Here is a 21,999-nt window from a genome sequence, read left to right on the forward strand (position 1 = left end):
GACATCGGCAGGTGGCCGCCGGGGCTTGAGCCCCGGCGGCCACCTCGCCGTGCAGCCGCGGTGCAGCCGCCGTGCAGCCGCCGTCAGCCGCGGGCTGCGCGGTTCACCGCGGAGACGACCGCCTTGAGCGAGGCCACGGTGGTGTTGGGGTCGATGCCGACGCCCCACAGGACGCGGCCCCCCACCTCGCACTCGACGTACGCGGCGGCGGTGGCGTCCCCTCCGGCGCCCAGGGCGTGCTCGGAGTAGTCGCGCACCGCCACCGCGGTGCCCTGCTGCGCGAGCGCCGCGACGAAGGCGGAGATCGGACCGTTGCCGGCGCCGGTGGCCGTGCGCTGCTCGCCGTCCACGAGGAGGTCTACCTCGATGCTGTCCACGCCCCCGGCGCCGCCGTCGCGGGAGGCCGAGGAGTCGGTGCGCAGGCCCCGCAGCGCGAAGCGGCCCCAGGCCACGTTCGCGGCGCCGCGGGCGGAGGAGTCGGCCGCGGGCAGGTACTCGTCGGCGAAGACCTCCCACAGCTGGGCGGCGGTCACCTCCCCGCCCTCCGCGTCGGTGCGCGCCTGCACCACCTGGGAGAACTCCACCTGCAGCCGGCGCGGCAGGTCCAGGGAGTGCTCGGTGCGCATGAGGTAGGCCACGCCGCCCTTGCCGGACTGGCTGTTGACCCGGATGACGGCCTCGTAGGAGCGGCCGACGTCGCGCGGGTCGATCGGCAGGTACGGGACGGCCCACTCGTCCTCGTCGACGGTCAGCCCGGCCGCCGCCGAGCGCTCCGCCATCTTGTCGAAGCCCTTCTTGATGGCGTCCTGGTGGGAGCCGGAGAAGGCGGTGTAGACGAGGTCGCCGGCGTAGGGGTGGCGCTCGTGCACGGCGATCTGGTTGCAGTGCTCGGCGGCGCGGCGCACGCCGTCGACGTCGCGGTAGTCCACCTGCGGGTCCACGCCCTGCACCACGAGGTTCAGCGCCAGCGTCACCAGGTCGACGTTGCCGGTGCGCTCGCCGTTGCCGAACAGGCAGCCCTCCACGCGGTCGGCGCCGGCCTTGAGGCCCAGCTCGGCGGCGGCCACGGCCGTGCCGCGGTCGTTGTGGGGGTGCAGCGAGACGATCACCTCGTCGCGGCGCCGGATGTTGCGGATCATCCACTCGATGGAGTCCGCGTACAGGTCCGGCGTGCTCATCTCCACCGTGGACGGCAGGTTGATGATGACCTTGCGCTCGGGCGTGGGGTCGAAGACGTCGATGACCTCGTTGCAGATGCGCGCCGCGAAGTCGAGCTCGGTGCCGGTGTAGCTCTCCGGGGAGTACTCGTAGAACACCTGCGTGGCGTCCGGCCCGTCACCCAGGCCCTCCTCGAACTTCTTGCACAGCCGCGCGCCCTGCAGCGCCAGGTCCACGATGCCGTCGCGGTCCATGCCGAAGACCACGTCCCGCTGCAGCGCGGACGTGGAGTTGTACAGGTGCACGATGGCGGTCCTGGCGCCGCGGATGGCCTCGTAGGTGCGCTCGATGAGGTGCTCGCGCGCCTGGGTCAGCACCTGGATGGTGACGTCGTCGGGGATGCGGCCGGTCTCGATGAGGAACCGCACGAAGTCGAAGTCGGTCTGGGACGCCGACGGGAACCCGACCTCGATCTCCTTGTAGCCGATGGAGACCAGCAGGTCCCACATCCGCAGCTTGCGGTCGTGGCCCATCGGGTCGATGAGGGCCTGGTTGCCGTCGCGCAGGTCGACGGCGCACCAGCGCGGCGCGGTCTCGATGCGCCGGCCGGGCCAGGTCCGGTCGGGCAGGTCCACGCCGAACGCGAACGGCGGGTAGCGGTGGGCGGCCATGGGAGAGGGCTGCTGGGTGTTGCGCATCTGGAAGGGCTCCTGGGGTCCGGGCTGCGACGAGCAGCCCCGTGGGGGCGGCCGGCAGGACGGGACTCCGCGACGAGGGAGCCGACCTAGGGCTGCGAGACCTCGTCGCGGCAGCCGAGGAGGAGGCTCACCGCGAACATCACGGACCACGCTACCGCCCGCCCGCCCCGCGGGGCCACCCCGCCCGCCCCGCGCCCACCCGCCACCGCTTCCTCCTCCCCGCACCCGCCGTGGAGGGCGCGGAAGGAGGAGGGGGACGACGACGACGGCGGGGTCAGCGCGGGACCGTCAGAGCCAGCTCGTAGCTGGTGGCCGCCCCGGAGCGGACGTCGAGCCGGTAGGTGCCGCTGGCAGGCAGCTGCACGGTGGTCCTGCCCTGCTGGGCGCTGGTGTGGTCGGTGTGCAGCGGGCTCCCGTCGGGCCCCACGAGGAACCACACGGCGTCGGCCTCGGAGGCGCTGAAGGCCACGGTGGCCCGCTGGCCGGCGCGCGCGGCGAAGCTGTACGGGTGGTCGTCGTCGGCGGGGAGCTGCCCGCGCACGCTCGTCGACGTGCCCCCGGGGGCGAACCGCAGCTGCTGCGGCACGGTCAGGTGCAGCCCGTACCCGGCGGCGGCTCCCGAGCGGACGGTGAGCAGGTACGTGCCGGAGGTGCGCGCGACGAAGGCGCCGCCGCCCTGGTCCTGGCCGTGGTCGGTGTGCAGCGGCGTGCCGTCCGGCGCCACGAGCGTGAAGGTCTGCGTGGTCGACCCGCGCTGGAGGGAGACCTCCAGCAGCTGCTCGGCCCGCAGGTCGAGGGCGTAGGTGCGTGCGCCGCCGGCCGCGAGCCGACCCTGCACCGCGGCGCCGGTGGCGCCGGGGGCGAAGCGGACCGCGGTGGCGGTCGCCGAGGTCGCCGAGGTCGCCGAGGTCGTGGCGCCGGCCACGACGGGCGCTGGTGCGGCGACGGCGGCCAGGGCCGGGCCGCCCAGCGCGGCCGCGGCGACCAGGGCGGCGGCGAGGACGGGGGTGGCGAGGACGGGGGTGGTGCGCACGGTGGACCTCCACGGAGACGGTGAGCGCTGGTGCCCACCACCTCACTCCGCCACGGCCGCCCGCGGGTGGCGCGCACGTGGCAGGTCAGCACCCGGCGGTGACAGCCTCGTCACACGCCGGGGCTGCGCCGCTCAGAAGCCCAGGCGCGCCAGCTGCCGCGGGTCCCGCTGCCAGTCCTTGGCCACCTTGACGCGCAGGTCGAGGTGCACCCGGGTGCCCAGCAGCGCCTCGATGCCCTGGCGGGCGGTGGTGCCGACCTCCTTGAGCCGTGCGCCGCCGCGGCCGATGACGATGCCCTTCTGGCTGTCCCGCTCCACGTAGAGCAGCACGTGCACCTCGAGCAGGCCCGTGGGCTGGCCGTCCTCCCCCAGCCGGGGGGCCATCTCGTCGACGACCACGGCCAGGCTGTGCGGCAGCTCGTCGCGGACGCCCTCCAGGGCCGCCTCGCGGACCAGCTCGGCCACCATCACGGCCTCCGGCTCGTCGGTGAGCTCGCCCTCGGGGTACAGCGGCGGCCCCACCGGCAGGTGCGTGCTGAGCACCCGGGTGAGGTCCTCCACCTGGAAGCCGCCGGAGGCGGAGACCGGGACGACGTCGGCGAAGAGCGAGGCCCCGGCCCGGCTGACCTCGTCGCCGAGCGCGGTCACCTCGAGCAGCCGCTCCGCCAGGCGCCCCCGGTCGACCTTGTCGGTCTTGGTGACGACGGCGACCACGGGCGTGCGGCGCACGTCGGCCAGCTGCGCCGCGATCCACCGGTCGCCCGGGCCGGTGCGCTCGTCCGCGGGCAGGCACAGCGCGATGACGTCCACCTCGGCCAGGGTGCCGAGCACGAGGTCGTTGAGGCGCTGCCCGAGCAGCGTGCGGGGCCGGTGCAGCCCGGGGGTGTCCACCAGCACCAGCTGGGACTCGGGCCGGTGCACGATGCCGCGCACCGTGTGGCGCGTGGTCTGCGGGCGGGAGGAGGTGATCGCCACCTTCTCCCCCACCAGCGCGTTGGTCAGCGTGGACTTGCCGGCGTTGGGCCTGCCCACCAGGCAGGCGAAGCCCGAGCGGTGCTCCGGGACCTCCTGCTGGCCCTCCCCCGGGACGACCGCCCCACCACCGCTCGCACCGCTCTCAGGACTCACCGCTGACCAGCTCCTGCTCCTGCTGCTGCTCCGGAGCGCGCTCGCGCTCCTCCTCGGACTGCCGGCGCTCGCGCTCCTTGCGCTCGCGCTTCTCCCGCTTGCGCTCGGCCTTCTCGTCGCGCTCGCGCTCGCGGTCCCGCTCGCGCTCGCCGTCGTCGTCGTCCTCGCCCGCGTCGGGCTCCTCGGCGCGGTGGACGACCACCGTGGTGATGCGGTGCCCGTCCACCTCGTCGGCCAGGAGCACCAGGCCCGCCACCTCGGCCTCGTCACCCACCACGGGCACGGTGCCGAGGGCCTTGGCGAGCAGGCCGCCGGTGGAGTCGACCTCGTCCTCGTCGATCTCCAGGCCGAACAGGTCGCCCAGGTCCTCCACGTGCAGCCGCGCGCTGACCCGGAAGCCGCCGTCGTCCAGGGGCACCACGTCGGGGGACTCGGTGTCGGTCTCGTCGGTGATCTCCCCGACGATCTCCTCCAGGAGGTCCTCCAGGGTGACCAGCCCGGCCACGCCGCCGTACTCGTCGATGACCAGGGCCAGGTGCAGCGAGGCGCCCTGCATCTCGCGCAGGAGCGCGTCCACCTGCTTGGTCTCCGGCACGAAGACGGGTCGGCGCGCCAGGTCCCGGGCGCGGGCGGTGGCCCCCCGGCGCCGCACGGGCCTGTCGTGCAGCACCCTGACGACGTCCTTGAGGTGGAGGACGCCCACCACGTCGTCCACGGTGGAGCCCACCACCGGGAGCCGGGAGTGCCCGGAGGCCAGGAAGAGGTCGAGCGCCTCGCGGGACTCGGTGTCCTCGGGGATGGTCACCATGTCGGTGCGGGGGCTCATGACCTCGCGGACGATGGTGTCACCCAGCTCGAAGACGGAGTGGATCATCTCCCGCTCGCCGGCCTCGATGATCGCCGACTCGCTCGCCCTGTCCACCAGCTCGCGCAGCTCGCCCTCGGTGGAGAACGGCCCGTCGCGGTAGCCGCGCCCGGGGGTCACGGCGTTGGCGAGCGCCACCAGGCCGCGCGACAGCGGTCCGAGCAGCCCCGTGAGCGCGCGCAGCTGCCCCGCCGAGCGCAGCGCCATGCGCTCGGGGTTCTGCCGGCCGACGGTGCGGGGGCTCACGCCGAGCAGGGTGAACACGACCCCGCCCATGACGACGGCGGTGACCAGGCCCACCCACCACTGGGAGAACAGCGCGGCGGAGGCGAGCGCGGCGCAGACGGTCGCGAGGGCCTCGAACGTCACGCGCACGAGGGTGGCCACGGACAGCGCGGGCACCGGGTCGGCCACGAGGGCGAGCACCGCCGGCGCGCCGCGGCGCCCGTCGGCCGCGAGCCGCTGCGCCTCGGCGCGGGTCAGGCGCGACAGCGCCGCCTCGGCGGCCGCGAGGTAGCCCGCCACCACCAGCCCGAGCACCGCGGCCGCCGCCAGCCAGGGCAGCGAGGCGTCGGGGACGGGCGTCACGGCCGGCTCGGCCGCTGCGGACGGGTCACGACGGCTGGGGCCGGCGCGACAGGAACGTCAGCAGCAGCCGGCGCTGGAGGGCGAACATCTCGCGCTCCTCGTCGGGCTCGGCGTGGTCGAAGCCGAGCAGGTGCAGGCAGCCGTGGGTGACGAGCAGCAGCACCTCCTCGGCGGTGGAGTGACCGGACTCGCGCGCCTGGCGGGCGGCGACCTCGGGGCACACCACCACGTCGCCCAGGAGCCCGGGCGGGCTGGGCTCGTCCTCGCTGCCGGGGCGCAGCTCGTCCATGGGGAAGCTCAGGACGTCGGTGGGCCCGGGCTCGTCCATCCACTGCTCGTGCAGCGCCGTCATGGCGGTGGTGTCCACGAGGATCACCGACAGGTCGGCCGCGGGGTGCACGTGCATCTCGGCCAGCACGAACCGGGCCAGCTCGGAGACCTCGCCCACGGAGACGCCGGGGCCACCGGCGCCGGACGGGTCGGTGAAGCCCGACTCGTCGACCACCTCGACGCTCACCGGGCCGTCACCCTGCCGTCACCGGCTCCACCGCTGCGGCGGCCCTGCTGGCCGCGCGGGGCGACCGCTGGCTGCTGGTGCGCCTCGTCCCAGCGCCCGTAGGCGTCGACGATCTCTCCCACCAGGCGGTGGCGGACCACGTCGAGGCTGCTCAGGCGCGAGAAGTGGATGTCCTCGATGCCGGACAGGATCGACTCCACCACGCGCAGCCCCGACTGCGTCCCCGTGGGCAGGTCGACCTGGGTGGAGTCACCGGTGATGACCATCTTGGAGTCGAAGCCGAGGCGCGTGAGGAACATCTTCATCTGCTCGGGAGAGGTGTTCTGCGCCTCGTCGAGCACCACGAACGAGGAGTTGAGCGACCGGCCGCGCATGAACGCCAGCGGTGCGACCTCGATGGTCCCCGCGGCCATGAGGCGCGGGATGGAGTCGGGGTCGAGCATGTCGTGCAGGGCGTCGTACAGGGGTCGCAGGTAGGGGTCGATCTTGTCCGTCAGCGACCCCGGCAGGAACCCCAGCCGCTCGCCCGCCTCCACGGCGGGACGGGTGAGGATGATCCGGTCGACCTGTTTGGCCTGCAGCGCCTGCACGGCCTTGGCCATGGCCAGGTAGGTCTTGCCGGTGCCGGCCGGGCCGATCCCGAAGACGATGGTGTGGCTGTCGATGGCGTCGACGTAGCGCTTCTGCCCGAGCGTCTTGGGGCGGATCGAGCGCCCGCGCCCGGACAGGATGTTCATGGTCAGCACGTCGGCGGGGCGCTCGGCGGTCTGTGCGCGCAGCATGCCGAGGGACCGCTCGACGGCGTCGACGGTGAGCTGCTGGCCGGCGCGCACGACGGCGGTCATCTCGTCGAGCAATCGCTCGACCAGGGCGACGTCGGCGGAGGCACCGGTGATGGTGACCTCGTTGCCGCGCACGTGGACGTCGGCGCGGGGGAAGGCCCGCTCGACGGCGCGGACGAGCTCGTCACGGGTGCCGAGGAGGGCCACCATCGAGACCTCGGGCGGCACGACGATGGTGTGGACGACGGCGGGCTGGCTGCCTGCGGGGCGCGCTCCGGGGGCGGACGCGGGGCCGGCGGGCGGTGTGGAGTCGGGCATGGGAGGGGCTGGGCGCCCCGGTCTCCTGCTGGCCGGGCCCCTGACCGGGGCCGATCGAGGTCCAGGGTAGCTCTCGGGACCGTCAGCGCACCGACGGATGCTCCGCCGGGCGGGCCGCGGAGCGCTCCGCGAGGCGCGTCGGGCACGACGCACCTAGCGTCGTCGTCATCGACACCACCGACACCACCGACGCGCCCCCCGCCGGCCCCTCCGCCGGGGTGCTGTCCGAGCGGCTCCGCGCCGATGAGGCGCGGCGCGCCCCGGTGCCGGGCTCGCACCGCGACGTCGCCCCGGTCCGCTGGGCGGACGGGTCCTCCCCCTCGCCCTCCCCCGCGCACGAGCGCGACGGTCACGGGTGGGCGGACCTGCGCACCTACGCGGCGCTCGGCGACGGCCGCACCGTGGCGCTGGTCGCCCGGGACGGCCGGGTCGACTGGCTGCCGCTGCCCGACCTCGACTCCACGCCGCCGTTCGCCGCGCTGCTCGACCCCGACGACGGCGGGTGCGTGGAGCTGGCGCCGGTGGAGCCGTTCGAGGTGGAGCGCCAGCACGTCCCCGGCACCAACGTGCTGACCACCACCTTCCGCACCGCGAGCGGTGCGGTGCGGGTGACGGACTGCCTGAGCACCGGGGTGGCGGGCCGGCTGCCGTGGGCCGAGCTCGGTCGCCGCGTCGAGGGTCTGACGGGCCGGGTGCGGGTGCGGGCCGTGGTCCGGCCCGGCACCTGCCTGGGCACCGCCGGCCCGTGGGTGCAGCGCACCTCCGCCGCCACGCTGCTGCGCGTGGACGGCCTGACGATGGCCGTGGTCGCGGAGGTCCTGGACCCGGGCCCGGCGGACGCGGACGGCGGCGGCGCCCGGCTCCAGCGCACCGACGGCGAGCGGGAGGTGCGGGTGGACCTGGACGTGGTGGCGGGCTCGCGCTCGGTGCTCGGCCTGGTGGCCACCTCCGGCGAGCCGCTGTGGGTCCCGTCGGGCGAGGCGGTGGACGCCGGCGTCGACCGGACCGTGGAGAACTGGCGGGCCTGGTCGCGCACGTTCGACTGGGACGGACCGTGGGACGCCGCGGTGCGCCGCAGCGCCATGGTGCTCAAACTGCTGCTCCACGCCCCGAGCGGGGCCGTGGCGGCCGCCGCCACGACGTCGCTGCCGGAGGACCCGTCGGGATCGAAGTGCTGGGACTACCGCTTCGCCTGGGTGCGCGACTCCGCCTACAGCCTGCAGGCCATGATGCGCTTCGGGCTGCGCGAGGAGCCCCACGCGGCGGTCAGCTGGCTGCTGCGGACCATCCGCTCCGACGGCGCCGTCCCCGACGTCTTCTACGCGCTGTCGGGCCGCGTGCCGCGCGGCGGCGTCGAGGAGCTGCAGGCCCCCGGCTGGCGCGGCGCGGGTCCGGTGGTCCGCGGGAACGGCGCTGCCGGGCAGCTGCAGCTGGGCGTCTACGGGGACCTCTTCAGCATCCTGCGGCTCTACGTCGACGGCGGCGGGGCGCTGGACGCCGAGACCGGTCGGCAGCTGGCCTCCACCGCCGACGCCGCGTGCGACCGGTGGCGCCAGCCCGACGCCGGCATGTGGGAGCTGCACACGGCGCGCCACTACACCAGCAGCAAGATGGGCTGCTGGCAGGCGCTCACCCACGCCGTCCACCTCGCCGAGCTGGGCCAGGTGCCCGGCGACCCGTCCCGGTGGCGCTCGGAGGCGGCGCTCATCCAGCGGTGGGTGGCCGAGCACTGCTGGTCGGAGCGGCTGGGCGCCTACACCTGGTACCCCGGCACCGAGCGGCTGGACGCGTCCGTGCTCCTGCACGCCGTGAGCGGCTTCGACCGCGGGCCGCGCATGAGCTCGACCCTGGACGCGCTGCGCCGCGAGCTGGGCCACGGCCCCCACCTGTACCGCTACACGGGGGCCGCGGCCGAGGAGGGCAGCTTCGTGGCCTGCTCGTTCTGGATGGTCTCCGCGCTGCAGCTGTGCGGACGCGGCGAGGAGGCGCGGGCGCTCATGGACGCCCTGGTCGACGGGCCGGAGGCGGTGCTCAACGACGTCGGCGTGCTGGCGGAGATGGTCGACCCGGCCACCGGGCACTGGCTGGGCAACCTGCCGCAGGCGCTGAGCCACCTGGCGCTGGTCAACGCCGCCGTCACGGTGCACGAGCACCAGGACGACCAGGACGACTGAGGCGGCTGAGGCGGCTGAGGCGCCGGAGCGCCGCCGGTCAGCCGGGGGGCCAGCCCATCGGGCGCCCGCCGAGCACGTGCCCGTGCACGTGGAAGACGCTCTGGCCGACGCCCGCCCCCGTGTTGAACACCAGCCGGAACTGCCCGTCGTCCAGCTCGGAGGCCACCCGCGCCGCCGTCGCGGTGACCTCGGCCAGCACCTCGGGGTCCGCGGCGGCGAGGGCTGGCACGTCGCGGTGGTGCTCGACCGGCACGACGAGCACGTGCAGCGGGGCCTGCGGGTCGAGGTCGCGGAAGGCGACGACGCGGTCCGTGCGCGCGACCACCTGCGCCGGCACGTCGCCGGAGGCGATCCGGCAGAAGATGCAGTCAGGGTCCTGGGCCACCCGCCGACGGTACCCACCCGCAGGTGACGATCCGGTCACCCGGTGAGGGCGGTCGGCGCGTCCTGGCCCGCGCAGACCGCCCGCAGCGGTAGGAACGGGGCATGCGAGCCCACACCCGGACCCAGCGGGCACACCGCACCGCCCGCCTGACCGCCCGCGCCGGCGCGCCGGTCGCCGTCGCGATGGCGCTGCTGCTGTCCGGCTGCGGCGGGGCCCAGACCGCCACCGAGCCGGTCGGCGCCGACACCACCAGCAGCGCGGCGAGCACGAGCGCGTCGTCGTCCTCCGCGAGCTCCTCGGCGACCACCACGTCCGCGGCGAGCGGGTCCGCGGCCACCGCCGCCGGTCCCGCCGCCACCGGCTCGGGCACGTCGAAGTCCGTGGTGATCACCGCTCCCACCGAGGGCGAGCACCTGCCGGCCGGCCCGATGGGGATCGTCGGCCAGGGCTCGGCGCCCGAGGGCACCCTGCTGTACAAGATCACGCAGGCCGACGGCACGGTGCTGTCCGACGGGTACACCGACGCCGGCGCCAACGGCGCGGTGGGCGACTTCTCCATCCCCCAGACCGTCCAGAAGGGCACCTGCGCTCCCTGCACCGCCGAGGTCTGGGTGCCTGACGAGTCCGCGGGCGAGGGCAAGGTCGGCTCCGGCGCCGCGAAGGTCACCTTCTACGTCGACTGACCGCCGTCGCCTGGCCGTCGTCGGCAGGCGCCGTCGCCTGACGCCGTCGGCGGACGCCCTGCACCGCCCTCCGCAGGTGACCGTGGTCACCTGCGGACGCGTCGGCCCAGCACGGTGCTGACGCGACTGACCGCGGTCACCTCCGGAGGTGACCGCGGTCAGTCGCGTCAGCTTTCACAGCAGAGCAGGAGCAGCGCTGGACCAGTGCAGGAGCAGTGCAGGAGCAGTGCAGGAGCAGTGCAGGAGCAGTGCAGGAGCAGTGCAGGAGCAGTGCCTCAGCGGCCGGAGAAGCCCCGCTTGAGGCGGGAGAACACCCCGCCGGAGGCGGGTGAGAGCCGGCCCTCGGGGCGCTCCTCGCCGCGCAGCGCCGCCAGCTGGCGGAGCAGCTCGGCCTGCTCGTCGTCCAGACCCTTGGGCACCTGCACGTCGATGTGGACGTGCAGGTCGCCGCGACCGCCGGAGCGCAGCCGCGCCGCGCCCAGGCCGCGCAGGGTGACCACCTCGGCGGGCTGGGTGCCGGGCCGGACCTCCACCTCGCGCAGGCCGTCGAGGGTCTCCATCTCCAGCACCGTGCCGAGCGCCGCCGCGGTCATCGGCACGGGCAGGGTGGCGTGCAGGTCCTCGCCGCGGCGGGTGAAGAGGTCGTGCTGGCGCTGGACCACCTCCACGTAGAGGTCGCCGGCGGGACCGCCGCCCGGGCCCACCTCGCCCTGGCCGGACAGCTGGATCCGGGTGCCGGTGTCCACGCCGGCGGGCACGCGGATGGTCAGCGTGCGCCGACGGCGCACGCGGCCGTCACCGGCGCACTCGTTGCACGGGTCGGGGATGGTGGTGCCGTAGCCGCCGCAGGCGGGGCAGGGGGAGGTGGTGAGCACCTGGCCGAGCAGCGACCGGGCGGCGCGCTGCACCTGTCCCTGGCCGTGGCAGACGTCGCAGGTGCGGACCTGGGTGCCCGGCTGGGCGCAGTTCCCGTTGCACGTCGGGCAGACGACGGCGGTGTCGACGGTGATCTCGCGCTCGGCGCCGAAGACGGCCTCGGCGAGGTCCACCTCGAGGCGGATCAGGGCGTCCTGGCCGGGCTGGGCGCGCGAGACCGGGCCGCGCGCGGCGCCGCCCCCACCGCCGAAGAAGGTGCCGAACAGGTCGCCGAGGTCGAAGGCCTGGCCGCCGCCCGGGAACCCGCCGCCGCCGAAGCCGCCGCCGGAGCTGCCGGTCGCGTCGTACACCCGCCGCTTGTCCGGGTTGCTCAGCACCTCGTAGGCGGCCGAGACCTCCTTGAAGCGCTCCCCGGCGTCGGGGTTGACGTCGGGGTGGAGCTGGCGGGCCAGCTTGCGGTAGGCCTTCTTGACGTCCTCGGTGCTCGCGTCGCGCGGCACCCCGAGGGCGGCGTAGTGGTCGGTCGGCACGGGTCAGACGCTCCTGAGGAGTGGGCAGGTCGGTCGGTGCAGCAGGGCGGGCGCGGCAGGTGCGGCGGGGCGGGTCACCGCGCCAGGACCCTGCTGAGGTAGCGGGCGACGGCGCGGACCGCGGCGATCGAGGTCGGGTAGTCCATGCGCGTCGGTCCCAGGATGCCCAGGCGAGCGACCACCTCGCCGCCCGAGCCGTACCCGGAGGCCACGACGGCGGCGTCGGAGAGCCCGCTGTGCACGATCTCGCGGCCGATGCGCACCGAGACGCCGCTGGCGGGGTCGTCCGCCATCTCCGCGAGCAGGCGCAGCACCACCACCTGCTCCTCGATCGCCTCGAGGACGGGCGCCACGGAGGCGGAGAACCCCCCGGCGCCGCGGACGAGGTTGGCGGTGCCCGCCAGCACCATCCGCTCCTCGCGGGTGGCGTCGAGGGCGGAGCGCAGGGCGGCCGCCACGGCACCGGCGGCCGCGGCGTCCTCGGGGCGGGCCGCCGACCAGGAGGCGACCACGCCGTCGAGCGCGACCACGGCCTCGTCGGCACGGCGGCTGGCGGTGGCCGCGTTGAGGCGTCCGCGCAGCTCGGTCACGAGCTCGGGGGCCACCTCGGGCGCCTCGGGCGGCACCTCCACCGAGCGCTGCTCCACGCGGCCGCTGTCGGTGATGAGCACCAGCACCAGCCGGCGCGGGGCCAGCTGGACCAGCTCCACGTGGCGCACCCGGGCGCGGGCCAGGGAGGGGTACTGGATGACGGCCACCTGCTGGGTGAGCTGCGCGAGCGCCCGCACCGTGCGCTCCAGCACGTCGTCGAGGTCGACCGGCTGGCCGCCCTCGCCCAGCAGCCTGTCGATGGCGCGCCGCTCGGCCGGTGACAGCGGGCGCACGGCGGGCAGCCCGTCGACGAAGGCGCGGTAGCCCTTGTCGGTGGGCACCCGGCCGGCGCTGGTGTGGGGCTGGGCGATGAGCCCCTCCTCCTCCAGCGCGGCCATGTCGTTGCGGATGGTGGCCGGGGACACGCCGAGGGCGTGCCGCTCCACGAGCGCCTTGGAGCCGACGGGCTCCTGCGTGGCGACGTAGTCCTCGACGATGGCCCGCAGGACGGCGAGGCGCCGGGGCTCGGTCACGGTGCGTCCCTCCCGCTCGTCGGCACCACTGCTGGCACTCAGCAGCACGGAGTGCCAATCCTACGCCGTCCGGCCGGAGCCGCAGGTAGCGTCGATCGGGTGCCGACTCCCCCGACACCCCCGCGGCGCCCCGCGTCCGCACCGCGGTCCGCGCCGCCAGCAGCGTCGTCGTCCTCAGCGCTCTACGGCGGCTGGGGCGCCTCCGCGCCGCTGCGCCGCGGCGACACCGTCACCGACCCCACCACGGGCCGGCGCCGCGCCCGCACCGCGAGCCGCGAGGTGCCGGCGGCCGTCGGGCTGGTGGTCGAGGACGTCGAGACCGGCTGGAGCGGCGCCGTGGTGCGCGTGGAGAAGGCCGGCGGTGTGCACGTGGTGGTGCTGGAGGACTGGAAGGGCCGCACCCGCAGCTTCCCCCTCGGGCCCGGGTTCCTCGAGGAGGGCCAGCCCGTGCGGCTCGTGCCGCCCGTCGGCCCGCCCCCGGCGGCGCGGACGGCCTCGGGAGCGGCGCCGCTGCGCCCGGGCCGCACCGCCAGCGGGTCCTTCGCCGTGGAGGGCGCCCGCGCCCGCGTGGCGCGCGGCTCGAGGATCTGGGTGGAGGGCAAGCACGACGCCGAGCTCGTGGAGAAGGTCTGGGGTGACGACCTCCGGGTCGAGGGCGTGGTGGTCGAGGGCCTGCAGGGCGTCGACCACCTCGCGGCCGCCGTCGCCGAGTTCCGTCCCGGGCCGGGCCGGCGGGTCGGGGTGCTGGTCGACCACCTCGTGACCGGCTCCAAGGAGACGCGCCTCGTGGCTGACGCGCTGCGCGCCGCGCCCGGCGCCGCCGACCACGTGCTCGTGGTGGGGCACCCCTACGTGGACGTGTGGCAGGCGGTGCGACCGGCGCGGCTCGGGCTGGACGCCTGGCCGGTGGTCCCGCGGGGCCGGCCGTGGAAGGAGGGCGTGCTCGAGGCCCTCGGCTGGCCGCACGACACCCCCGCCGACGTCGCCCGCGGCTGGCAGCGGGTGCTGGGGACCGTGCGGACCATCGGGGACCTGGAGCCGACCCTGTCCGGGCGGGTGGAGGAGCTCATCGACTTCGTCACCGGGGACCAGCTGGACCGCTGACCGCGCGGACGGGGGCAGGAGACGGAGCAGGGGGACGACGAGCAGCGCCGTCCGGGCGTGTGGCGCTGGTGCCGGGTGGCATCTTCCGGAACCCTGGGGGCTGGCCCGCGGAGAGCCCCGGGCCGCGAGGAGGAGAAGTGTCCGAGCAGCCCGGCCGGCCGTCCGACCAGCCTGACCAGCAGCCCGGAGAGGTGCCGCCGCCGCACTACGGCCAGTACGGCAGCGGGTACGGCGAGCAGCCCACCGAGCCCGGCGCCGCGACGGCTCCCGGCGCGGGAGCCCCGTCCTACGGGCACCCGGCGCCGTCCTACGGCCAGCAGCCGCCCCCCGCGCAGCCCGGGTACGGCCAGCAGCTACCGCCCGCGCAGCCCGGGTACGGCCAGCCCGGTCCCCAGCAGGGCCACCCGCCGGCGTACGGCCAGCCCCGCGGCGAGATGAGCCCGCAGGACCAGCGCCTGTGGGCCTGCCTGGCGCACGTGTCGGCGATCGTGGCGGGCCTGCTGCTCAGCGGCCTGTCCGCCTACTTCCTGTACCTGGGCGCAGTCGGCCCGCTGGTGCTGTTCTTCGTGTTCCGCGAGCGGGGCGCGTTCGTGCGCCGGCAGGTGGTGGAGGCGCTGAACTTCCAGATCCTGCTGACGATCGTCTACGTGGCGCTGATCCTGTTGACCGTGGTCACGCTCTTCGTGGGCGCGATCCTCACGGTGCCGCTGCTCGTCGTCGTCGGGGTGGTGGGGCTGGTCTTCGAGATCATCGCGGCGGTCAAGGCCAACCAGGGCGTCGACTACCGCTACCCGGTCAACTGGCGGCTCGTGAAGTGACGCCGGCGGCGCCGTCGCCGGCCCCCTCCCAGCCGAGGAGGGCGCGGACGACGGCGTCGGCCAGCAGGCGCCCCCGCAGCGTCAGCCGCAGCCGCGGCTGCTCGCCGTCGGGGGCGCCGCTGCGTGCGGGGTCCTCGAGGAGGCCGTCGGCCACGAGGCGCGGCACCTGCGCGAGCCCGGTGGGCGGCACGAGCGAGGTCGGCAGCCCCTCGGCCAGGCGGACGCCGAGGAGCACGGCCTCCACGGCGCGCGCGTCGTCGTCGAGGACCTCCCGGCCCACCGCGGGGCTGGTGCCCGCGGCGAGGCGGCGGGCCCACGCGGCGGGGTGCTTGGCGTTCCACCAGCGCACGCCGCCGACGTGGCTGTGCGCGCCGGGGCCGGCGCCCCACCAGTCCTGCCCGCGCCAGTAGGCGACGTTGTGGCGGCAGGCGTCGGCGGGCGTGCGCGCCCAGTTGCTCACCTCGTACCAGCCGTACCCGGCGTCGCGGAGCACGGCGTCGGCGAGCTCGTACTGGGCGGCCTCGTCGTCGGGGTCGGGCGCGGGCAGCTCGCCGCGGCGCACCCGGGCGGCCATGGCCGTCCCCTCCTCCACCACCAGGGCGTAGGCGGAGAGGTGGTCGGGCTCGCAGGCGAGCGCGGCGTCCAGGCTGGTGCGCCAGTCCGCCAGGGACTCCCCCGGCGCGCCGTAGATGAGGTCCAGGCTGACGGCGAGGCCCGCCTCGCGGGCCCAGCGGACGGCCTGCGGCACGCGGGCCGGGTCGTGAGTGCGCTCGAGGACGGCGAGGACGTGCGGCACCGCCGACTGCATCCCGAAGCTCACGCGCGTGTACCCGGCCGCCGCGAGCTCGGCGAGCGAGGCGGGGGTGACGGAGTCGGGGTTGGCCTCGGTGGTGACCTCGGCGCCGGCGGCCAGGCCGAGGTGCTCGCGCACGGCGTCGAGGCCGCGGGCCAGGTCGGCGGCGGGCAGCAGCGTGGGCGTGCCGCCGCCGACGAAGACGGTGGAGACCTCGCGGCGCGGCAGGCCCGAGGCCTCCAGCACCCGGGCCGCGAGCGCCACCTCCTCGACGAGCGCGCCGGCGTAGCCGGCCTGGGAGGCGCCGGGCAGCTCGGGCGGGCCGAGCTCGGAGGCGGTGTAGGTGTTGAAGTCGCAGTAGCCGCAGCGGACCCGGCAGAACGGCACGTGCAGGTAGACGCCGAGGTCACGGGTCGCGGCGCCGGTGGCGGCGGAGGCCGGCAGCAGCCCGTCGGCGGGGGCGGGGTCGCCGTCGGGCAGGGCGGGGCTCATCGCCGTCCATCGTCGCACCCCTCCCGTGGGCGCTTCGCCCACCGAGCGCCCACCGAGCGCCCACCGAGGGTGGGAGCGCGCGGCGGAGCGGGCGGGTGCTGGGATGGGGGCGTGGGTGGAGCGAGCGCCAGGAAGCCCCGGCAGCTGCCGGCGGTCAGGCTCGAGCCGCTGTCGGACGCCAGCGACCCGCGGCTGCTGGCCTCCGTGCTGGCGCTGAAGCCCGGTCCGGGGCAGGACAGGTACTGCCTTCCCGCGTCCATGACGTACCCACCGGCCAGCGCCGACCCGCTGCGCGTGGCGTTCGCCGTGATGGCGCAGCTGCCCGGTCCGGGCACCGGGGAGCGCGTGGTCGGCTTCGGCACGCTGGACCGCCACGGCCAGCTCGAGCACCTCCTGGACGACCCCGCCCGCGGGCTGCTCCTGCGCGCCTTCTACGTCGGCCGCGCCCACCAGGGGCGCGGGTACGGGACGGCGGGTGCCCGGCAGGCGCGGGCGCTGGCGCACGCGCTGGAGCCGGAGGCGGAGCTGCTCGTGCTCTGCGTGCACGAGTCCAACACCGCCGCGCGCAGCGCGTACGCACGCGCCGGGTTCGCGGACAGCGGCGCGCGGTGGATGGCGCAGGCCGCGGACCCGCAGGTGGTCATGGTCGCGGCGCTGCAGCCCCGCTGAGCACCGGCACCGGCCGACGACGCGCGCTCAGCGCCGGGCGACCGCCTCCAGCGCGCCGCGCATGTCGGGGGCCAGGTCCACGCCGCGGTCGGCCGCGCACGCCAGCAGTGTCCGGGCGTCGGCCGGGTGGGCCTCGGCCAGCCACCGGCCCACGCCCACGCCATGGCCCGGCCGCGTGAGCACCTCCACCGGATCGCCCGCGGCGACCGCGCCCGGCCTGACCACCCGCAGGTAGGCACCCGGTACCCCGGAGCGCGTGAACCGCTTGACCCACCGCTCCTCCCCGAGCCGCCGGGCGAACGTCATGCAGGGCGTGCGGGGCATCGTCACCTCCACCTCCAGGGCGTCCTCGCCGGAGCCGATGCGCCAGCGCTCACCGACCTCCGCGCCGTCGACGTCGACCCCGGACGTGCGCAGGTTCTCCCCGAAGAGCCCGGGCGGCACGTCGCGCTCCAGCTCGGCGACCCAGCGGTCGGCGGCCTCCTGGGCGTAGGCGTACAGCGCCTTGTCGCGACCGCCGTGGTGCTGGCGGTCGGTCTGGACGTCGCCGTAGGCGCCCAGCTCGCGCACCCGCACCGGCCCCTCGACGGGCCGCTTGTCGATGGCGGTGACGCCCACGCTCCCGGGGTCGGAGAGGAGCTGGTGCACGCGGCAGACGGCGATCACGGTTCCCACGGCGCCCGATCATGCCCGTGACGTGGCGCTCAGGTGCATGATCGTGCGGGAGCAGCCGGCGACCCCACCGCCACGACCGTGCGACTGCGCGCCACGCCGTCACCTCCGGGCGGGAGGATGGGCGGTGTGGGTGTGCGACTGGTCGTGGTGAGGCCTGACGACGCGGCGCTCCTCGCCGCGGCGTCAGCCCTGCGCACCAGTGCCGAGCAGCAGCTCTTCGTCAAGCCGCCCGCGGAGTCCTTCCCGGTGGCGTTCGCCGACCCCGCCCGCACGCCGTTCGTCGTCCTGCGCGAGGAGGAGGGCGACGACGAGCGCGTGGTCGGCGCCGGGGTGCTCCACGCCGGCGCGGCGGCTCCGCGGCAGGACGCCGAGCTCGCGCAGCTGCTCGCCGCCGCCGGCGAGGACCCGGTCACCGCGGTGCTGCTGCGCGCGTTCGTCATCGGGGAGCAGCACCAGGGCCGGGGGTTCGGGACGGCAGCCGCCCGGGCGGCCGTGGCGCTCGCGCCGGACGTCACCCCCGCGGCCAGCGTCGTCGTCCTGACGGTCAACGAGCGCAACCACGCCGGCCTGCGGGCGTACGCGAGGGCCGGGTTCACCGACGTCGGGCGCTACCTGGGCGGCAGCGCCGGGCCTCAGCGGGCCATGACCGCCCCCTGCGCCCCGACCGGCCCGACCGGCTGACGGGCTACTTCTTGGCGGCGGCGTCCTTGCCCGTGGGCGCGTCGGTGGAGAGCGCGGCGATGAACGCCTCCTGGGGGACCTCCACGCGGCCGACCATCTTCATGCGCTTCTTGCCCTCCTTCTGCTTCTCCAGCAGCTTGCGCTTGCGGGTGATGTCACCGCCGTAGCACTTGGCGAGGACGTCCTTGCGGATGGCGCGGACGGTCTCGCGGGCGATGACCCGCGCGCCGATCGCGGCCTGCACGGGCACCTCGAACTGCTGGCGCGGGATGAGCTCGCGCAGCTTGCTCGCCATCATCACGCCGTAGCTGTAGGCCTTGTCCTTGTGGACGATGGCGCTGAACGCGTCGACCTGCTCGCCCTGCAGGAGGATGTCGACCTTGACGAGGTCGGCGGCCTGGTCGCCGTCGACGTCGTAGTCGAAGCTGGCGTACCCGCGGGTGCGCGACTTCAGGGCGTCGAAGAAGTCGAAGACGATCTCCGCCATGGGCAGGCGGTAGCGCATCTCCACGCGGTCCTCGGAGAGGTAGTCCATGCCCTGCAGCTCACCGCGGCGCTGCTGGCACAGCTCCATGACCGTGCCGATGTAGTCGGCCGGGGTCAGCACGGTGGCCTTGACCACGGGCTCGCGGACCTCGGAGACCTTGCCGGAGGGGTACTCGCTGGGGTTGGTGACGGTGACCTCGCGGCCGTCGTCGAGGGTGACCTCGTAGACCACCGACGGCGCGGTGGAGATGAGGTCGAGCCCGAACTCGCGCTCGAGGCGGTCACGGGTGATCTCCAGGTGCAGCAGCCCGAGGAAGCCGCAGCGGAACCCGAAGCCCAGCGCCACGGACGTCTCCGGCTCGTACGCCAGGGCGGCGTCGTTGAGCTTGAGCTTGTCGAGGGCGTCGCGCAGCAGCGGGTAGTCGGACCCGTCGATGGGGAACAGGCCGGAGAACACCATCGGCTTGGGGTCCTCGTAGGCGCCGACCGGCTCGGCGGCCTGGCGCGCGGCGGAGGTGACGGTGTCGCCGACGCGGCTCTGGCGGACGTCCTTCACGCCGGTGATGAGGTAGCCCACCTCGCCCACGCCGAGGCCCTCGGACGGCGTCGGCTCGGGGCTGGAGACGCCGATCTCCAGCAGGTCGTGCTGGGCGCGGGTGGACATCATGGCGATGCGCTCGCGCGGGCGCAGCACGCCGTCGACCACGCGGACGTAGGTGACCACGCCGCGGTAGGTGTCGTAGACGGAGTCGAAGATCATGGCTCGCGCCGGGGCGTCCGGGTCGCCCACGGGGGCGGGGACGACGTCGACGATCCTGTCGAGCAGCGCCTCGACGCCCACGCCCGTCTTGCCGGAGACGCGCAGGACATCGGCGGGGTCTCCGCCGACGAGGCCGGCGAGCTCCTCGGCGTAGCGCTCGGGCTGCGCCGCCGGGAGGTCGATCTTGTTGAGCACGGGGACGATGGCGAGGTCGTTCTCCATCGCCAGGTAGAGGTTGGCCAGCGTCTGGGCCTCGATGCCCTGGGCAGCGTCGACCAGCAGCACCGCGCCCTCGCAGGCGGCCAGGGAGCGGGACACCTCGTACGTGAAGTCGACGTGGCCCGGGGTGTCGATCATGTTGAGGGCGTGGGCCTGCCCCTCCAGGGCGCCGGTGCGGGGCGCCCACGGCATGCGCACGGCCTGGCTCTTGATGGTGATGCCGCGCTCGCGCTCGATGTCCATGCGGTCGAGGTACTGCGCGCGCATCGCGCGGTCGTCCACGATGCCGGTGATCTGCAGCATGCGGTCGGCCAGGGTCGACTTGCCGTGGTCGATGTGGGCGATGATGCAGAAGTTGCGCAGCCGCTCCGGGGCCGTGGAGGCGGGCTGGATGCCCGCCAGCCCGGCGGACGACGACGTGGGGGACGCAGGCACCGGCCCATGCTCCCATGCAGCGGACCCTCCCCCCGCTGCCCGGCGGCACTCGCGAGGCGCCGCGGGGACAGATCCCCCGTACGGTGACGAACCACCCGAACGCCCAGCCGGTGACCAGCCGGCGCACAGCACCCCGGGAGGCTCCCGTGCCCCGTCCCGCCCGCCGAGCACCGCACCGAGCACCAGACCGAGCACCAGGCCGAGCACCGCGCCGGGCTCCGCGCGCCGCCGCGACGGCCCTGGCCGCAGCGCTGGTGCTGCCCGCGGGGGCGCTGTCCGCCTCCGCCGCGGACCTGGACCCCACCGCTCCCCCGGCCGCCGACGTCGAGGCCGCCGGTCCCGCGGGCCCCGCTGGCGCTGCTCCCGCCGACGCGGTGGGCGGTCCCACCGCGTCCGACCCGGCCAGGACCGGCACCGCCGCCCCCGCGCGCGCGGGCGAGCTGCTGGCCGCGGCCCAGGCCGCCGGCCTCGTGGTGCCGGACGTCGACCTCGACCCGCTGACCATCCCCGAGCTGCAGGGGCGCATCGAGCGCGGGGACCTCACCGCGCAGGGCCTGACCGCCGCGTACCTGCAGCGCATCCGCGACGTCGACCCCCGTGTCGGCGCCGTCCTCGCGCTCGACCCGTCGGCGCTGGAGCAGGCGCGCGCCAGCGACGCCCACCGCGCCGCGCACGGTGCCCGGAGCCCGCTGGAGGGCGTCCCGGTGCTGCTCAAGGACAACATCGGCTCGGCGGGACTGGCGACCACGGCGGGCTCGCGGGCCCTGGCCGGCAACCTCGCCCCCGACGCCGCGCTCACCGCGCAGCTGCGCGCCGCCGGCGCGGTCGTCATCGGCAAGGCCAACCTGTCGGAGTGGGCGAACTTCCGCTCCACCTCCGCCACCAGCGGCTGGAGCGGCCTGGGCGGGCAGACCCGCAACCCGTACGCGCTGGACCGGACCCCGTGCGGCTCCTCGGCGGGCTCGGCCGCGGGTGTCGCCGCGTCGCTGGCGCAGCTGGCGGTCGGCACCGAGACCGACGGGTCGATCGTCTGCCCGGGGTCCAGCAACGGCGTGGTGGGCGTCAAGCCGACCCTGGGGATGGTCAGCCGCACCGGCGTCGTGCCGCTGTCGCTGGAGCAGGACACCGCGGGCCCGCTGGCGCGGCACGCCGTCGACGCCGCCCTCGCCATGGAGGCCCTGGACGGCCCTGACCCGTCCGACCCCGCCACGCTGGAGCGCCCCGCCGACGTCGACACGTCCTTCGGGCGCGTGGTGGAGGGCAACGGCCCGTCGCTGTCCGGTGCGCGCCTCGGCTACTGGACGCTCACGCCCGAGGAGTCCGCCGCCGTCGACGACCGCACCGAGGCCGTCTACGCCGGCGCCGTGGCGGCGCTGCGCGCAGCGGGGGCGGTGCTCGTCCCGGTGCAGCTGCCGGACACCGACGCCGTGGCGGCCGGGGAGGGCGTGGCGCTGGGCCCGGAGTTCGAGCGCGACGTCGACGCCTACCTGGCCGGGCTCGCCCCCGGGCAGCCGAGGACCCTGGAGGACCTCATCGCGTTCGACGCCGCTGACCCGGTGGAGCTGGCGCTGTTCGGCCAGGAGACCTTCACCGCGGCCGCCTCCGGGCCGACCGCGGCCTCCCCGCAGGTCGCCGCGGCGCGCGCGGACGCGCGGCGGCTGGCGCGCGCCTCGATCGACACCACCCTCGCCCAGGGACCCGGCGACGACGACGACCTCGCGGCCGTCGTGTCGCTGACGGGCACGCCACCGGACCTCGTCAGGTACCAGAACACCGACGGTGCCCCGCCGGCCTTCGTCTACGGCAGCTCCGGCCCGGCCGCCGTCGCCGGCTACCCGGCCGTGACCGTGCCCGCCGGGTTCGCGGGTCCCGCCGACGTGCTGCCGGTGGGCGTGACGTTCACCGGCGCGCGGTGGGACGACGTGGACGTGCTCGGCTACGCGGCCGCGTTCGAGGCCGCCGTCGACGCCCGCCGGGCCCCGCGCCTGCTGCCGACGGCCGGCTGACC

The 21,999-nt window shown here is 75.7% G+C and carries 19 protein-coding genes; 7 read left to right on the plus strand and 12 right to left on the minus strand.

All coding sequences use genetic code 11. The features are described from left to right. Positions 1–83: 83 nt before the first annotated feature. The 6 genes from leuA to H7K62_RS15150 form a co-directional block, all read right to left on the minus strand. Positions 84–1,856, minus strand: a complete 1,773-nt coding sequence (gene leuA, locus H7K62_RS15125) for a 2-isopropylmalate synthase (protein ID WP_186719761.1) — start codon at positions 1,854–1,856, stop codon at positions 84–86. 274 nt (positions 1,857–2,130) lie between these two features. Next, complete coding sequence (locus H7K62_RS15130; protein ID WP_186719762.1) at positions 2,131–2,889, minus strand: hypothetical protein; 759 nt, start codon at positions 2,887–2,889, stop codon at positions 2,131–2,133. 132 nt (positions 2,890–3,021) lie between these two features. Further along, entirely contained in the window at positions 3,022–4,017 is a 996-nt protein-coding gene (gene era, locus H7K62_RS15135) for a GTPase Era (RefSeq protein WP_186719769.1), read from the minus strand. After that, positions 4,007–5,470: a hemolysin family protein gene (locus tag H7K62_RS15140; RefSeq protein WP_186719771.1), complete on the minus strand. Its 1,464-nt coding sequence runs from the start codon at positions 5,468–5,470 to the stop codon at positions 4,007–4,009. Before H7K62_RS15140 ends, era begins: the two co-directional genes overlap by 11 nt. Positions 5,471–5,495: 25 nt before the next feature. Next, complete coding sequence (gene ybeY / locus H7K62_RS15145; protein WP_186719773.1) at positions 5,496–5,987, minus strand: rRNA maturation RNase YbeY; 492 nt, start codon at positions 5,985–5,987, stop codon at positions 5,496–5,498. Continuing rightward, entirely contained in the window at positions 5,984–7,087 is a 1,104-nt protein-coding gene (locus H7K62_RS15150; protein ID WP_186719775.1) for a PhoH family protein, read from the minus strand. Before H7K62_RS15150 ends, ybeY begins: the two co-directional genes overlap by 4 nt. A 365-nt stretch (positions 7,088–7,452) precedes the next feature. Here H7K62_RS15150 and H7K62_RS15155 point away from each other — a divergent pair, with 365 nt between their 5' ends. After that, positions 7,453–9,261, plus strand: coding sequence for a glycoside hydrolase family 15 protein (locus H7K62_RS15155; protein WP_370591799.1), 1,809 nt, complete (start codon positions 7,453–7,455; stop codon positions 9,259–9,261). A gap of 37 nt (positions 9,262–9,298) precedes the next feature. On the opposite strand, the gene H7K62_RS15160 is transcribed toward H7K62_RS15155, so the two are convergent. Further along, positions 9,299–9,646 (minus strand): histidine triad nucleotide-binding protein, encoded by a 348-nt coding sequence (locus H7K62_RS15160; RefSeq protein WP_186719777.1) that lies wholly within the window; start codon positions 9,644–9,646, stop codon positions 9,299–9,301. Positions 9,647–9,747: 101 nt separating this feature from the next. On the opposite strand from H7K62_RS15160, the gene H7K62_RS15165 reads away from it, so the two are divergent. Then, complete coding sequence (locus H7K62_RS15165; protein ID WP_186719779.1) at positions 9,748–10,329, plus strand: Gmad2 immunoglobulin-like domain-containing protein; 582 nt, start codon at positions 9,748–9,750, stop codon at positions 10,327–10,329. A gap of 275 nt (positions 10,330–10,604) precedes the next feature. Here the strand turns inward: H7K62_RS15165 and dnaJ are convergent, their stop codons facing one another. Then, entirely contained in the window at positions 10,605–11,735 is a 1,131-nt protein-coding gene (gene dnaJ, locus H7K62_RS15170; RefSeq protein WP_186719781.1) for a molecular chaperone DnaJ, read from the minus strand. 74 nt (positions 11,736–11,809) lie between these two features. Next, complete coding sequence (gene hrcA, locus H7K62_RS15175; RefSeq protein ID WP_186719783.1) at positions 11,810–12,859, minus strand: heat-inducible transcriptional repressor HrcA; 1,050 nt, start codon at positions 12,857–12,859, stop codon at positions 11,810–11,812. A gap of 210 nt (positions 12,860–13,069) precedes the next feature. Here hrcA and H7K62_RS15180 point away from each other — a divergent pair, with 210 nt between their 5' ends. Both H7K62_RS15180 and H7K62_RS24090 read left to right on the plus strand, forming a co-directional pair. After that, positions 13,070–13,963: a DUF3097 family protein gene (locus H7K62_RS15180; RefSeq protein ID WP_186719897.1), complete on the plus strand. Its 894-nt coding sequence runs from the start codon at positions 13,070–13,072 to the stop codon at positions 13,961–13,963. Positions 13,964–14,100: 137 nt separating this feature from the next. Continuing rightward, positions 14,101–14,781 (plus strand): DUF4870 domain-containing protein, encoded by a 681-nt coding sequence (locus H7K62_RS24090; RefSeq protein ID WP_186719785.1) that lies wholly within the window; start codon positions 14,101–14,103, stop codon positions 14,779–14,781. On the opposite strand, the gene hemW is transcribed toward H7K62_RS24090, so the two are convergent. Further along, positions 14,759–16,066 carry a radical SAM family heme chaperone HemW gene (gene hemW, locus H7K62_RS15190; RefSeq protein WP_186719787.1) on the minus strand — a complete coding sequence of 436 codons (1,308 nt, stop codon included), beginning with the start codon at positions 16,064–16,066 and terminating at the stop codon, positions 14,759–14,761. The two genes, H7K62_RS24090 and hemW, sit on opposite strands and share 23 nt — an antisense overlap. Positions 16,067–16,177: 111 nt before the next feature. Here hemW and H7K62_RS24095 point away from each other — a divergent pair, with 111 nt between their 5' ends. Then, the gene (locus H7K62_RS24095) at positions 16,178–16,735 is read left to right on the plus strand and encodes a GNAT family N-acetyltransferase (protein WP_186719789.1); all 558 of its coding nucleotides are present in this window, start codon (positions 16,178–16,180) and stop codon (positions 16,733–16,735) included. Between the two features lie 27 nt (positions 16,736–16,762). Here the strand turns inward: H7K62_RS24095 and H7K62_RS15200 are convergent, their stop codons facing one another. Next, the gene (locus tag H7K62_RS15200) at positions 16,763–17,410 is read right to left on the minus strand and encodes an MOSC domain-containing protein (protein ID WP_186719796.1); all 648 of its coding nucleotides are present in this window, start codon (positions 17,408–17,410) and stop codon (positions 16,763–16,765) included. Positions 17,411–17,536: 126 nt separating this feature from the next. Here H7K62_RS15200 and H7K62_RS15205 point away from each other — a divergent pair, with 126 nt between their 5' ends. Beyond that, the gene (locus H7K62_RS15205; protein ID WP_222437667.1) at positions 17,537–18,091 is read left to right on the plus strand and encodes a GNAT family N-acetyltransferase; all 555 of its coding nucleotides are present in this window, start codon (positions 17,537–17,539) and stop codon (positions 18,089–18,091) included. Positions 18,092–18,095: 4 nt separating this feature from the next. Here the strand turns inward: H7K62_RS15205 and lepA are convergent, their stop codons facing one another. Continuing rightward, the gene (lepA, locus tag H7K62_RS15210) at positions 18,096–19,991 is read right to left on the minus strand and encodes a translation elongation factor 4 (RefSeq protein ID WP_370591796.1); all 1,896 of its coding nucleotides are present in this window, start codon (positions 19,989–19,991) and stop codon (positions 18,096–18,098) included. Positions 19,992–20,365: 374 nt separating this feature from the next. Here lepA and H7K62_RS15215 point away from each other — a divergent pair, with 374 nt between their 5' ends. Beyond that, positions 20,366–21,997, plus strand: coding sequence for an amidase family protein (locus tag H7K62_RS15215; protein ID WP_370591800.1), 1,632 nt, complete (start codon positions 20,366–20,368; stop codon positions 21,995–21,997). Positions 21,998–21,999: the final 2 nt, after the last annotated feature.

This window comes from Quadrisphaera sp. RL12-1S (genome assembly GCF_014270065.1).
Classification (GTDB): Bacteria; Actinomycetota; Actinomycetes; order Actinomycetales; family Quadrisphaeraceae; genus Quadrisphaera.

Bases quoted from the DNA above. Each gene is read 5' to 3' on its own strand.
- leuA (WP_186719761.1), bottom strand. From the start codon at position 1,856: ATGCGCAACACCCAGCAGCCCTCTCCCATGGCCGCCCACCGCTACCCG.
- H7K62_RS15165 (WP_186719779.1), top strand. From the start codon at position 9,748: ATGCGAGCCCACACCCGGACCCAGCGGGCACACCGCACCGCCCGCCTG.
- H7K62_RS15150 (WP_186719775.1), bottom strand. From the start codon at position 7,087: ATGCCCGACTCCACACCGCCCGCCGGCCCCGCGTCCGCCCCCGGAGCG.
- hemW (WP_186719787.1), bottom strand. From the start codon at position 16,066: ATGAGCCCCGCCCTGCCCGACGGCGACCCCGCCCCCGCCGACGGGCTG.